Annotated in this window: 13 protein-coding genes and 1 pseudogene; 10 read left to right on the forward strand and 4 right to left on the reverse strand. The window is 70.6% G+C overall.

Going from position 1 to position 13,000, the window contains the following annotated elements:
* Nucleotides 1-4: 4 nt before the first annotated feature.
* Nucleotides 5-520: a hypothetical protein gene (locus tag QE412_RS11800; protein ID WP_307483870.1), complete on the forward strand. Its 516-nt coding sequence runs from the start codon at nucleotides 5-7 to the stop codon at nucleotides 518-520.
* 87 nt (nucleotides 521-607) lie between these two features.
* Nucleotides 608-1,483 (forward strand): KPN_02809 family neutral zinc metallopeptidase, encoded by an 876-nt coding sequence (gene ypfJ / locus QE412_RS11805; RefSeq protein ID WP_307483872.1) that lies wholly within the window; start codon nucleotides 608-610, stop codon nucleotides 1,481-1,483.
* Between the two features lie 167 nt (nucleotides 1,484-1,650).
* Here the strand turns inward: ypfJ and QE412_RS11810 are convergent, their stop codons facing one another.
* The 3 genes from QE412_RS11810 to QE412_RS11820 form a co-directional block, all read right to left on the reverse strand.
* Nucleotides 1,651-2,226, reverse strand: coding sequence for a copper resistance CopC family protein (locus QE412_RS11810; protein WP_307483875.1), 576 nt, complete (start codon nucleotides 2,224-2,226; stop codon nucleotides 1,651-1,653).
* A gap of 2 nt (nucleotides 2,227-2,228) precedes the next feature.
* Complete coding sequence (locus QE412_RS11815; protein WP_307483878.1) at nucleotides 2,229-2,969, reverse strand: YcnI family copper-binding membrane protein; 741 nt, start codon at nucleotides 2,967-2,969, stop codon at nucleotides 2,229-2,231.
* A gap of 69 nt (nucleotides 2,970-3,038) precedes the next feature.
* Nucleotides 3,039-3,641, reverse strand: coding sequence for a hypothetical protein (locus tag QE412_RS11820; RefSeq protein ID WP_307483881.1), 603 nt, complete (start codon nucleotides 3,639-3,641; stop codon nucleotides 3,039-3,041).
* Between the two features lie 281 nt (nucleotides 3,642-3,922).
* Between QE412_RS11820 and QE412_RS11825 the strand changes: the two genes are divergently transcribed.
* From QE412_RS11825 to QE412_RS11835, 3 genes and pseudogenes are all read left to right on the forward strand, one after another.
* Complete coding sequence (locus QE412_RS11825; RefSeq protein WP_307483884.1) at nucleotides 3,923-4,777, forward strand: serine hydrolase domain-containing protein; 855 nt, start codon at nucleotides 3,923-3,925, stop codon at nucleotides 4,775-4,777.
* Nucleotides 4,778-4,892: 115 nt separating this feature from the next.
* A pseudogene (locus QE412_RS11830) lies at nucleotides 4,893-6,988 on the forward strand (APC family permease).
* Nucleotides 6,989-7,149: 161 nt separating this feature from the next.
* Complete coding sequence (locus QE412_RS11835; RefSeq protein ID WP_307483887.1) at nucleotides 7,150-7,530, forward strand: PLD nuclease N-terminal domain-containing protein; 381 nt, start codon at nucleotides 7,150-7,152, stop codon at nucleotides 7,528-7,530.
* A gap of 105 nt (nucleotides 7,531-7,635) precedes the next feature.
* On the opposite strand, the gene arfB is transcribed toward QE412_RS11835, so the two are convergent.
* Nucleotides 7,636-8,073 carry an alternative ribosome rescue aminoacyl-tRNA hydrolase ArfB gene (arfB, locus tag QE412_RS11840; RefSeq protein WP_307483890.1) on the reverse strand — a complete coding sequence of 146 codons (438 nt, stop codon included), beginning with the start codon at nucleotides 8,071-8,073 and terminating at the stop codon, nucleotides 7,636-7,638.
* Nucleotides 8,074-8,344: 271 nt separating this feature from the next.
* Here arfB and QE412_RS11845 point away from each other — a divergent pair, with 271 nt between their 5' ends.
* Genes QE412_RS11845 through kdpC form a run of 5 tightly spaced genes read left to right on the forward strand, consistent with a single transcriptional unit; the run spans nucleotide 8,345 to nucleotide 12,993 of the window.
* Entirely contained in the window at nucleotides 8,345-8,494 is a 150-nt protein-coding gene (locus tag QE412_RS11845; protein ID WP_307483893.1) for a hypothetical protein, read from the forward strand.
* A 15-nt stretch (nucleotides 8,495-8,509) separates the two neighbouring features.
* The gene (gene kdpF / locus QE412_RS11850; RefSeq protein WP_074696280.1) at nucleotides 8,510-8,599 is read left to right on the forward strand and encodes a K(+)-transporting ATPase subunit F; all 90 of its coding nucleotides are present in this window, start codon (nucleotides 8,510-8,512) and stop codon (nucleotides 8,597-8,599) included.
* Nucleotide 8,600: 1 nt separating this feature from the next.
* Nucleotides 8,601-10,268 carry a potassium-transporting ATPase subunit KdpA gene (gene kdpA, locus QE412_RS11855; RefSeq protein ID WP_307483896.1) on the forward strand — a complete coding sequence of 556 codons (1,668 nt, stop codon included), beginning with the start codon at nucleotides 8,601-8,603 and terminating at the stop codon, nucleotides 10,266-10,268.
* Entirely contained in the window at nucleotides 10,268-12,397 is a 2,130-nt protein-coding gene (kdpB, locus tag QE412_RS11860; RefSeq protein ID WP_307483899.1) for a potassium-transporting ATPase subunit KdpB, read from the forward strand. Before kdpA ends, kdpB begins: the two co-directional genes overlap by 1 nt.
* Nucleotides 12,398-12,408: 11 nt before the next feature.
* Nucleotides 12,409-12,993 (forward strand): potassium-transporting ATPase subunit KdpC, encoded by a 585-nt coding sequence (kdpC, locus tag QE412_RS11865; protein WP_307483902.1) that lies wholly within the window; start codon nucleotides 12,409-12,411, stop codon nucleotides 12,991-12,993.
* Nucleotides 12,994-13,000 lie beyond the last annotated feature (7 nt).

Raw genomic sequence — 13,000 nt, forward strand, 5'->3', positions numbered from 1 at the left:
CGCCATGACCGATTCCCGCACGCCCGACACGACGACCGCGACGCCGCTGCTGCTGCTGCCCGGAGCGGAGATCGTCGCCGCCATCCGCTCCCTGCTGATCTGGGGCGTCGTCGCCGCGACGGCGGCGGGGATGTTCATAAGAGGCTCGCACAGCAGCTGCTCCGGCGGCGTCGCCTCCAGCGGCGACGGCTACATCGGCGCCGACGGCGCACCGACCGACGTCGAGCCGCTGTGCGGCACCGTCACCATGAGCCCGAGCCCCCTGCTGTTCGTGATCATGGCGTTCATCGTGATCGGTTCGCTCACCCGGGTGCTGCGCCGGGCCGACGATGTGCCCCAGGCTCTCGGCATCCTGAACAACGCGCGCATGGCGTTGGTCGTGGTGACCCTGGTGGCCCTGGCCGTGAGCTGGATCGCGATCATGACCCTGCACGTCGACGACTGGCGTTCGTTCTCGCTCTTCTCGCCGTTCCCGTTCGGCCAGTTCGACGTCGAGACGACCCCGATCACGCAGCGCTGACGCGACCGGGATTTCGTGCGAGAGCGGCCGCGCCGCCGAAGTCCAGCCCCTCCCGCCGCCGAGATCGTCCGGCATACGGTGTCGGGCGTGACGTTCAACGACAATGCCCGCGTCGGCAACAACACCGCCAGACGCCGCGGGGGAACCGTGGCCGCTGTCGGTGGCGGCACGGTGGGCCTCGGCGCGATCGTGGTGCTGCTCTTCTCGTTCTTCACCGGCACCGACCTCACGGGTCTGATCGGTGGCGGGGGTGCACCCGCCGGCACGTCGGGCGGTGGCGAAGCACTGACCAGCTGCCGGACGGGGCAGGATGCCAACGGTGACGACGCGTGCCGACTCGCGGCCGCGTCGCTCAGTGTGGACCAGTTCTGGCAGGAGCGCCTGGAGGGCTACACCCCGCCGCAGCTGATCATCGTCGACGGCGCCACCTCGACGCAGTGCGGCGCCGCATCCAACGCGACCGGGCCGTTCTACTGCCCGCCCGAGCAGACGGTGTACGTCGACCCCACCTTCTTCGCCCTGCTGCGGGAGCAGTACGACACCACCGCGGGTCCGCTCGCGCAGCTGTACGTGCTCGCCCACGAGTACGGGCACCACGTGCAGAACCTCACCGGGGTCATGCAGCAGCATCCCGCCAACGGCACCGGCCCCGACAGCAACGGCGTGCGCACGGAGCTGCAGGCCGATTGCTACGCGGGGGCGTGGGTCGCCGCCGCGGGCGAGCAGGTCGACGAGAACGGTACGCCGTACCTCGAGCCGCCGACGCAGCAGCAGATCACCGACGCGCTGGCCGCGGCGGCCGCCGTCGGCGACGATCACATCCAGATCGAGTCCGGCGGGGTGGTCAACCCCGAGAGCTGGACGCACGGCTCGAGCGAGCAACGCCAGCGCTGGTTGGACGAGGGCCGTCAGGGCGGGGTGAACGCCTGCGACACGTTCGCGGTGTCGGGGCAGAACCTGTAGTCCGCGGCATCCTGCCCGGGGTGGTGCGGTCGGGGCGTCGTGCCGTCGGGCCGTCTGCCGTCGAGCCGTCGTGCGGAGTCGCGGCGCGACACCCCGGTCCGGGGTGACCGGATGCCGGGGTGTCGGCCGCGATGTCCGCACGACGGTCGCCGTGGGACGCCGGGGCGTCACTCCTCGCGGGTGCGCCTGCCCAGGATGACGAACACGACGACGCCGACGACGACGACCGCACCGCCGCCGACGAGCAGGCCGAGCGCGAGACCGGGCATCGCCGCGCCGTTCGACGACGGCTCGGTCGACGGCGCCTCGGTCGCATCGGCCGCGCTCGCGCAGGGCGAGTCGCTCGAGCCGGCCGAGGTGCTCGCCCCCGTCGAGGTGAACGCGAAGGTGCCCGAGACGGGGTGCCCGTCCGACGACACCGCGCGCCACTCGACGGTGTACGTCCCCGGCGCGCCGAGGGCGACCGGAACGGTGAGGGTCGGACCCGCCAGCCCCACGCAGTCGGTCTCGTAGTGACGACCGTCGGGACCGAGCACGATGACGATGTTGCCGCCGTCGTACCCGAGCAGGTTGGCACTGAAGTCGAGCGTCACCTCCGACAGCGACGACACCGACGCACCGTCGGCGGGCGAGGTGGCGACGAGGCTGTCGTGAGCCGACGCGGCCTGCGCCCCACCCGTCACGGCGGCGACCACGATCGCCCCCACGGCCAGGGCCCGCACGACGGCGTTCGGTGCGCGCATGCTCAGCTGCGCTTCGAACGGCGAGCGAACGCGAGGGCGCCGAGCACGGCACCGGCGGCCGCCACGACCAGCGCCGCGATGCTCAGGCCGAGCGCGAGGCCCGAGGAGTCGCCCGACGACGCCGGTGCGGCGTCATGCGCGGTCGGCGCAGCGGATGCCGTGGCGTGGGCGCCGTGGCTGTGCCCGGCCGTGGGCGGGGTGTCGTTGATGTAGAGCACCGGTGCCGGCTCCAGCGTGTCGTCGGCGGCGACCTGGTCGGGCGTCGCCGCCCAGTCGACGACCGAGCCATCGGAGTAGGTCTGCTCGGCCGGGAGCACGAGATGCCCGGTATCGGGCACCGGTCCGAGCACGGCCGAGAAGATCTGGAACTGGTCCTGCCCGATGCCGACGCCGGGATCGGCCTGCCACACGATCCTCAGCGGCGCCTCGGTGAGGGTGTTGCCGTCGACCTCGACGGGCGCGGGCAGCGCGCCCTTCTCGACGGTGGCGGTCCACCCCGGAACGGGCTGCACGAGCACCGCGCTCAGCGGGGTGTCGGTGGGCAGGGTCACCTCGAGCTTGACGGTGGATGCCGTCTCCGACTCGGTCGGAACGCGGAAGTTCACCGTGGCGTAGCTGCCCGGAGTGGCGGTGTTCGGGTTGACGGTGACGTGGGCGGATGCCGCCAACGGCACGCCGATCGCGAGGGCCGCGCCGGCGGCCAGACCCACGAGGGTACGACGAAGAGTGGTCTTGCGAGACATGTTGCTGCTTTCTGCGGATGCGCACGCCGAACAGACACGGTGCGCGCGAAGGATGAGGGGTTGTGGAGGTCACGCCGCGAGCGGCGGACCCCGATGCCTCATCGGCGACAACATCGTCATCGCCATCGTCAGCAGCGGCGGCTCGGGCGCCGTGTTCGCACCGTGCACCTCGGGCGTCAGCCCCAGGAACGGCCGCAGAGCGCGCACGACCGCGACGAGGAAGCGCACGACCGCCTGCACCGCCTGCTCACCGCGGCCGAGGGCGACGACGGTGACGACCGCCGCGAGCGCGTGAGCCGCCCACATCCACGGCGAGTGCGACGCGTGCGCGGCCGGCAGGTGCGGTGCGGCCGCGGCGTCGAGGATGGCGGCGGCGCCGTGGTGTCCGGAGCCGGCGACGACGGCACCCCCGCCCTGCAGGTCGAGCACGAGCAGGGAGTGGAACAACGCCTGGCTCAGCACGACGGCGATCGACAGGCGCCACCACGACAGCGACCGCCCCGCCAGCAGCACGCACACGGGTGCGGCCAGGCACAGGGCGAGCGCGATGTTGAGCGCGGGTGGCACCTCGGTGCCCACGGAGGAGTGAGAGACGGTCGCGACGAAGGTCGCGAGCGATGCCGCGGCGGCACCGCGACCCACGCGCTGCGCGCGCCCTGCTCTCGACGACATCGGACTCCTTCGTGACCAGCCTAAGCGGCGCGCCCGCACGGCGGCACTGAACCGAGTGCGGCCGGTGTCGAGACGACACCGCGATACTCGATGACCGTAGATCCTCCGACGGAGGCGATCACCGTCGAACGAGCAGTCCCGTCGTTCGCTCCGCGCGCGGGTGCGTGCAGAACTTCTCGCCTTCTCGAGGCTCGACGACCGGACCCTCGCAACCGCAATCCCTTCCGCGTCGAGGCATGTGCAACCGTGGTTCGGGATCAACACGTGCCAGGAAGGGCCGAATGACCGCCGCAGCTGCTCTTGCCGACACCCTCGCCGCACACATCGACACCACCGGGTTCCGTGCCCACGGACTCCACGTGCGCGTCGGCGATGCCACCGCCACGCACGGGTGGAGTTCCGACGAACGCCGCGAGATCCACTCGGTGGCCAAGGCGGTGAGCGTGCTGGCCGCCGGCATCGCCGCCGACGAGGGGCTCATCGACCTCGACGGACCCGTCGCGGACATCGTCCCCGCGCGCGCCCCCGACCTGACGTTGCGGCACCTGCTCTCGATGTCGAGCGGCATCGACTACCCGTGGTCTCCGACGATGATGACCGACACCACCGATGTCGCGGCGGAGTTCCTCTCCCGCCCCTCCCTCGGTCGCCTCTTCCAGTACTCCAACGCCAGTACCTACACCGCGATGCACGTGCTGGCGCAGCGCGTCGGCGATGTCGCGGAGTACCTCGGTCCGCGCCTGTTCGCCCCGCTCGGACTGAACGAGATCACATGGAACCGCTGCCCGAACGGCCGCGTGCTCGGGGGCGAGGGTCTCTCGCTGCGCACCGAAGAGATGGCACGCCTGGGTCTGCTGATTCGCGACCGGGGCGAGTGGCGCGGCGAGCGCCTGGTGTCGCCGGGGATCGTGGATGCCATGCACTCGCGGTGGATCGACACCGGCGGCACGGGCGACGGCTACCGCCGCTACGCCCTGGCGGGGTGGGACGGTCCTGGCGACGCGTGGCGGCTGCACGGCGCGTACGGGCAGCTGATCGTGTTCGCGAGCGAGGCGGTCGTGACGATCAGTGCCGATGATCACGCCGGCGCGGACGCCCTCGCGACCGCCATTGCCCGAGCGGCCGCTGCGCGCTGAAGCGCCCGATGCGGCGGACGGGAGCACCGCGTGGCCGCTCGCCGTCCGTCACGGTCTGGCTACCATGCCGTGAACGACGTGCGCGTCGGATTGCGCCCAGACCCCAGGACGCGTAATGTCGCGCGCCGTGACTGACGAAAGTCGCGATGCCGGCGAAGAGACGCCGATCGCCAAGCGCATCCTCCTCGGCGAGCCGCTCACGTCGGAGAAACTCGACGAGCAGCTCCTCCCCAAGAAGATGGCGCTGCCGATCTTCGCCTCCGACGCCCTCTCCTCCGTCGCCTATGCCCCGCAGGAGCTGCTGATGATCCTGCTCATCGGCGGAACGGCCCTGCTGACTCTCAGCCCATGGGTCGCCATAGCCGTCGTGGTGCTGCTCATCGTGGTGGTGCTCAGCTACCGACAGCTCATCAAGGCGTACCCCTCGGGCGGCGGTGACTACGAGGTCGCCAGCAAGAACCTCGGCGAGGTGCCCGGTGTCGTGGTGGCGGCGGCCCTGCTCGTCGACTACGTGCTCACGGTGGCCGTGTCGGTGGCATCCGGGGTCGACAACATCATCTCGGCGCTGCCCGAGCTCAACCCGTTCCGCGTCGAGATCGCGGTCGGCTTCGTCATCCTCATCGTCATCGTGAATCTCCGCGGCGTGCGCGAGGCGTCGAGCGTCTTCGCGATCCCGACCTACCTGTTCATCGGATCGGTCGCGGTGATGATCGTCGTCGGTCTCGCCCGCACGCTGTTCGGTGACGCGCCGATCGCCGAGAGCGCCCAATACGCGGTGCAAGCCGAGTCGCTCACGCAAGCGGCGCTGATTCTGCTCGTGCTGCGCGCCTTCTCGAGCGGCTGCTCGGCCCTGACGGGCGTGGAGGCCGTGTCCAACGGCGTGCCCGCTTTCCGCATGCCGAAGATCCGCAACGCCCAGACGACGCTGAGCATGATGGGCGGCATCGCCATCCTGCTGTTCTCGGGTCTGACGGCGCTCGCTTTGATCGCCGGGGTGCACTACGCCGAGAACCCGTGCCACCTCATCGGCTTCGACTGCGCGAACAACCCGCAACCGAGCCTCATGGCGCAGGTCGCCGCGGCCACGTTCGGCATGAACAGCATCCCGTTCTTCATCATCCAGGCCGCCACCGCGTGCGTGCTGCTGCTGGCCGCCAACACCGCGTTCAACGGCTTCCCGCTGCTGGGCGCGGTGCTCGCCCGCGACGGGTACGCCCCCAAGGCCCTGAACACCCGCGGCGACCGCCTCGTGTACTCGAACGGCATGATCATCCTCGGCATCGTCGCCATCGGGGTGCTGATCGTCTACCAGGCCAACCTCACCACGCTGATCCAGCTGTACATCATCGGCGTGTTCGTGTCGTTCTCGCTCGGTCAGGTCGGCATGGTCAAGCATTGGCGCCGCGTGCTGCGGGGCCTGAAAGACCTTCCGTCCGCGGCGGCGAAGCAGCAGTCCGCGGCGATCGAGCGCCGCTCGGCGATCTCCGGCCTGTGGATCAACTCCCTCGGCGCGGCGATGACCGTGCTCGTGCTGGTCATCGTCACCATCACGAAGTTCACGCACGGCGCGTGGCTGGTGTTCATCGCGATCCCGATCCTCGCCGTGCTGATGATCGGCGTGAACCGGTAAACTACCGCGACGTCGAGCACGAGATCCAGATGGATGACACGGTGCACTTCGGCTCGTCGGGCGACGTGGCGATCATCCTCGTGAACCGCCTGCAGAAGCCGGTCATGAAGGCGATCGACTACGCCCTCGCCGCCAAGCACGACAAGACCCTCGCGGTGCACGTCGCCATCACGGAGGAAGAGGCGAACGAGCTGCAACGCGAGTGGGCCTCACACGACATGCCGATCCCGCTCGTGATCATCGAGTCGCCGTACCGCACCTACACCTCGCCGGTGTCGAGCTTCATCAAGAGCTACCGCGAGAAGCACGGCTCCGCGGTCGTCACGGTGTATCTGCCGCAGTTCATCGTCGGCCACTGGTGGGAGTCGATCCTGCACAACCGCCGCTCCCGCCGCCTCGCGCAGCAGCTCATGCTCGTGCACGGCGTGTCGATCACCCTGGTGCCGTGGCTGCTCGACTCCTCCGAGGTCATCTACGGTCGCCGTTCACGCCCCCTCCCGGGCCAACAGCGCGGTGGCCAGCCGGTCGCCCAGGTACCCCCGCACTTCCCGCGCAAGACGCCGCCCGGCTCGGCCTCCTGAGCCGTTCCGAACGTCCCTGCCGCACCGGTGGGGGCGTTCGGCGTCGCGGGAGCCCCCGGACCGCGGGAGCCCCGGATGGCGGGAGCCCGCGACGGCGGGAGCCCGGCCCGCGCGTGAGGCGGCGGTAGACGCCGACGGGACTTCGCGAGAGGGTGGAGGGCATGCCGATCCTCGCCCTGCTGACACTCACCGTCATGGTCATCGCGTTGATCGACGCCATCACACGACGCGACGACCAGGTCAAGCACATGCCGAAGTTCGTGTGGGTGTTCTTCATCGTGCTGCTGCCGCTGATCGGATCGATCCTGTGGTTCGCGCTCGGCCGGGAGTACGAGCCACGCTCGACGCCGATGTCGTTCGGCGACCCGCGGGGGTGGCAGAAGACGCCCGCTCCCTCGAACGCACCCGCGCCCCGGCACGACGCGCGCACGACCGAGCAGCAGATCGCCGACCTCGAGCGCGAGATGCACCTCGCCGACCTCGAGGAGCAGGTGCGCCGTCGCCGCGCCGAGGGTGGGGCGGGCTCGGGCGCGGGAGACTGAGGCCGGGCGCGCCCGGACGGTGCTGCCCCGCTGAGCGCCGGAAGCACCAGGACGCCTTCCCGAAGCGCCCGGGTGTGCGGCCGAGGGCGCTGCGGCACGGACCCGTCAGTCGGTCGGGCGCCGACGCATGCGCTTGACGTCGGTGCGCCGCTGCTTGGCCTGCAGGCGGCGCTCGGTCGATCCGCGGGTGGGCTTCGTCGCCCGCCGCGGCGGAGCCGGCGCCCGCACGGCCTCGGCGACCATCGCCGCCAAGCGTGCGCGTGCGGCGTCGCGATTGCGCACCTGCTGGCGGTGCTCCGCCGCGGCGATCGTCAGCACCCCGTCGACGAGGCGACCGCTCAGCCGGTCGGCGAGCCGCTCGCGCTGCACGCGGGACAAGGCGCTCGACCGCGCGGCATCCCAGATCAGCTCCACCCGCGAGTCGGCGGTGTTCACGCTCTGACCGCCCGGACCCGACGACCGCGAGAACCGCCACGACAGCTCCGACTCCGGGATCACGAGCCCCGCACCGACGGGGACGCCGGGGCCGTCGGAAGCGAGCATGAGTCCATCATGCGCCCGTCGGGCGTCGCCCCTGCCCGTGCACGACCCCGGCATCCCCACCCTGATCCGCCGGAAGACGGCCTCGGAACCGCCGCGGTGCAGGAGTCGTGCTCGCTCCCACGCCCGTAAGCAGCCCGTATACGTCCGTCTACGCCCCCGTAGGGAAACCGTTAGGACGCTCGGATGCCACGACCCGGCACAGTTGGATCGATACGCGTGCCGCCCCGCGGCGCCCGCGTCCCGTCCGCGGATCACCGAACTTGGAGTCACCGTGCTCGATGCCCTCTTCCTCGCCGCGACCGCCGCGCTCTTCGCGCTGGTCGCCCTCGTCGCGGAAGGGGGTCGAGAAGCTGGGACCGGAGCCCCGTTCCTCGTCGCCCCGCACCACCTCGCATCCGGGAGCGGCGGCTCCCACCCGTGAGAGCGGGGACCGCCCGTGATCTTCTTCTCGATCCTCGCCGCCGTCCTCGCGGTCGCCGCCGTGGTGTACCTCGTGGTCGCCCTCGTCCGCCCCGAGAAGTTCTGACATGGCGATCGTCCTGACCAGCCTCACCCTGATCGTCGCCCTGGGTCTGGCCTACCGCCCGCTCGGCGACTACATCGCCCGCGTCTACACCGGCGAGCGCGACCTCGCCGTCGAACGCGGCACCTACCGCCTCATCGGCGTCGACGCACGCAGCGGGCAGACCTGGCAGGCGTACCTGCGTTCGGTGCTGCTGTTCTCGTTCGTCGGCGTCGTGATCGTCTACGCGATCATGCGCCTGCAGCCGGTGCTGCCGTACTCACTGGGCCTGGACGCCCCGAGTGAGGCACTGTCGTTCAACACGGCCGTCTCGTTCGTCACGAACACCAACTGGCAGTCGTACGGCGGCGAGTCCACGCTCGGCTACACGGTGCAGTTCGCCGCCCTCACGGTGCAGAACTTCGTCAGCGCCGCCGTCGGCATCGCCGTGGCCGTCGCTCTCGTGCGCGGCTTCGCGTATCGCCGGAGCGGGGTGATCGGCAACTTCTGGGTCGACCTCGTGCGCGGCACCTACCGCCTGCTGCTGCCGTTCTCGGTCGTCGCGGCGATCGTCCTGCTCGCGGGCGGGGTCATCCAGAACCTCTCCGGATTCACGGATGCCACGACCCTCGCCGGCGCCGCACAGTCGATCCCGGGTGGGCCGGTGGCATCCCAAGAGGCGATCAAGCTGCTCGGCACGAACGGCGGCGGCATCTTCAACGTCAACTCGGCGCACCCGTTCGAGAATCCCGCACCCTGGACGAGTCTGTTCTCGATCTTCCTCATGCTCGTGATCCCGTTCTCGCTCCCCCGCGCGTTCGGCCGCATGGTCGGCGACGACCGCCAGGGCTACACGATCCTCGGCGTCATGGGCGCGATCTTCGTGGCATCCACCGCCCTGCTCACCTGGGCCGAGCTGGCCGGTGCCGGCGCCGCCCCGCAGCTCGCGGGCGGCGCGATGGAGGGCAAGGAGGTGCGCTTCGGCATCTTCGGCTCGACGCTGTTCGGCTCCGCGAGCACCCTGACCTCGACCGGTGCCGTCAACTCGATGCACGACAGCTACACGGCGCTGGGCGGTGGGATGCCGATGCTCAACATGATGCTCGGCGAGATCGCCCCCGGCGGTGTCGGCTCGGGCCTGTACGGCATGCTGATCCTCGCCGTGATCGCGGTGTTCGTCGGCGGATTGCTCATCGGTCGCACCCCCGAGTACCTCGGCAAGAAGATCGGACCGCGCGAGATCAAGCTCGCGAGCCTGTACATCCTCGTCACGCCCACGCTCGTGCTGGCGGGGACGGCGCTGAGCTTCGGCATTCCCGGCATCCGTTCCGATGTCGAGACGACGTCGATCCTGAACCCGGGCGTGCACGGCCTGAGCGAGGTGCTGTACGCCTTCACCTCGGCGGCGAACAACAACGGCTCGGCCTTCGCGGGGCTCACCGCGAACACCCCGTGGTTCAACACCGCGTTGGGCGTCGCGATGCTGCTCGGCCGCTTCTTGCCGATCGTGTTCGTGCTGGCCCTCGCGGGTGCGCTCGCGGCACAGGATGCCGTGCCCTCGACCGCCGGAACCCTGCCGACGCATCGCCCGCAGTTCGCCGGACTGCTGGCCGGCGTGGCCGTGATCGTGACGGCACTCACCTACTTCCCGGTCCTCACCCTCGGACCCCTCGCCGAAGGACTTGCCCGCTGATGTCCACGCTCACCCACGCCCCGGCCGCCGAAGCGCCCGCCGCCGATACACCCCGCCGCGCCTTCAGCGCCGCGCAGATCGTCGCCGCGCTCCCGGGCGCCGCGAAGAAGCTCAACCCCGCCGCGCAGTGGCGCAACCCCGTGATGTTCCTCGTGTGGGTCGGTGCGGCCCTGACCACGCTCATCGCGATCGCGGAGCCGTTCCTCGGCGGCGACACCGGCCTCCCGTTCGGCTTCACGTGGGGCATCGCCGTGTGGCTGTGGCTCACGGTGTTCTTCGCGAACATCGCAGAGGCCGTCGCCGAGGGCCGCGGCAAGGCGCAGGCAGCGACGCTGCGAAAGACCCGCACGACGACCTCGGCCCGCCGCGTGGTCGCGTATTCGCCCCAAGACCCCTCGGCCTCGAACGCCGCGACCGAAGGTGTCCCCTCGGGCGACCTGCGCGTCGGCGACATCGTGCTCGTCGAGGCCGGCGAGCTGATCCCCGGCGACGGCGACATCGTCAACGGCATCGCCACCGTAGACGAGTCGGCGATCACCGGCGAGTCCGCCCCGGTCGTGCGCGAATCGGGCGGCGACCGCAGCGCCGTCACCGGCGGCACGCGGGTGCTCAGCGACCGGATCGTGGTGAGAATCACGTCGAAGCCCGGCGAGACCTTCGTCGACCGCATGATCGCGCTCGTCGAGGGCGCGTCGCGCCAGCGCACGCCCAACGAGATCGCGCTGAACATCCTGCTGGCGAGCCTGTCGATCGTCTTCGTCGCGGTCGTGCTGGTGCTGAACCCGATCGCCTCGTACGCGGCATCCCCGGTATCGATCCCCGTGCTGGTGGCGCTGCTCGTGTGCCTCATCCCCACCACCATCGGGGCCCTCCTGAGCGCGATCGGCATCGCCGGCATGGATCGTCTCGTGCAGCGGAACGTGCTGGCCATGTCGGGGCGCGCCGTCGAGGCCGCGGGAGACGTCACGACCCTGCTGCTGGATAAGACCGGCACGATCACCTACGGCAACCGGCGGGCGTCGGCGTTCGTCCCTCTCGACGGCGTCGGGGGGCCGCTGCTCGCGGAGTACGCCTCGCTGTCGTCGCAGGCCGACCCCACGCCCGAGGGCGTGTCGGTGGTCGAGCTGGCAGCGGCGCAGGGCATCGTCGCCGAGATGCCCCGGGGCGCCGAACCCGTGCCGTTCACGGCGCAGACCCGCATGTCGGGCCTCGACCTCGTCGACGGCACGCAGGTGCGCAAGGGCGCCGCGGCCGCCGTCGTGGCCTGGCTCGCGGCATCCGGCTCCCCCGTTCCCGAGGCGCTGCGCGCGCAACTGCAGAGCGAGACGGATGCCATCGCCCAGTCGGGCGGCACGCCCCTGGTCGTGGCGACGCTGTCGGGCGGCGAGGGGCGCGTGCTCGGCGTCATCCACCTCAAGGACGTCGTGAAGGACGGTCTGCGCGAGCGCTTCGAGGAGCTTCGCGCGATGGGAATCCGCACCGTGATGATCACGGGCGACAACCCCCTCACCGCCAAGGCCATCGCGGCCGAGGCGGGGGTCGACGACTTCCTCGCCGAGGCGACGCCCGAAGACAAGCTCGCCCTCATCCAGCGCGAGCAGGAGGGCGGCAACCTCGTCGCCATGACCGGCGACGGCACGAACGACGCTCCGGCCCTGGCTCAGGCCGACGTCGGCGTCGCGATGAACACCGGCACGTCGGCGGCGAAAGAGGCCGGCAACATGGTCGACCTCGATTCCGACCCGACCAAGCTCATCGACATCGTCCGCATCGGCAAGCAGCTGCTCATCACCCGCGGCGCGCTCACGACGTTCTCGCTCGCCAACGACATCGCGAAGTACTTCGCGATCATCCCGGCGATGTTCATGGGGGTGTTCCCGGGCCTTGCGGTGCTGAACATCATGGGGCTGCACTCCCCGGCATCCGCGGTCACCAGCGCGATCATCTTCAACGCGATCGTGATCATCGTGCTCATCCCCCTCGCCCTCCGCGGAGTGAAATACCGCGCGGCGAGCGCGTCGAGCATCCTCAGCCGCAACCTGCTGGTCTACGGGCTCGGCGGCGTCATCGTCCCCTTCATCGGCATCAAGCTCATCGACCTCGTCGTGAGCCTGCTCCCCGGCTTCTGAAAGGCCCCGTCATGCGCACCACCCTGCGTACCACTGGCGTCGCCGTCCGCGCGATGCTCGTTCTCACCGCCCTGCTCGGCGTCGGCTACATGCTGCTCATCACCGCGATCGGTCAGGTCGCCCTGCCGTTCCAGGCGAACGGCTCACTCGTGCGCTCGGCCGACGGGACCGTGGTCGGCTCGACGCTGATCGGGCAGTCGTTCCAGGATGCCGACGGCCAAGCGCTCCCGCGATACTTCCAGTCGCGTCCGTCGGCCGCCGACTATGACTCCGCCGCCTCGACCGGTTCGAACCTGGGGCCCGAGAACGCCGATCTGATCGCCTCGATCAAAGACCGGCAGGCGGCCTTCGACGCCCTGAACGGGGCGGGCAGCATCCCCGCCGACGCCGTCACCGCCTCCGGCTCGGGCCTGGACCCCGACATCTCCGTGGCGAACGCCGAACGCCAGGTGGCACGGGTCGCCGCGGCCCGTGGCATCCCCGTCTCCGACGTGTCGGCGCTTGTCGCCGCGCACACGTTCCCCCGCGATCTGGGCTACCTCGGCGACCCGCGCGTGAACGTGCTCGAGCTCAATCGGGCGCTCGACGCGCGGTGAGCGAGGA

It is taken from the genome of Microbacterium trichothecenolyticum, assembly GCF_030818955.1.
GTDB lineage: Bacteria > Actinomycetota > Actinomycetes > Actinomycetales > Microbacteriaceae > Microbacterium > Microbacterium trichothecenolyticum_B.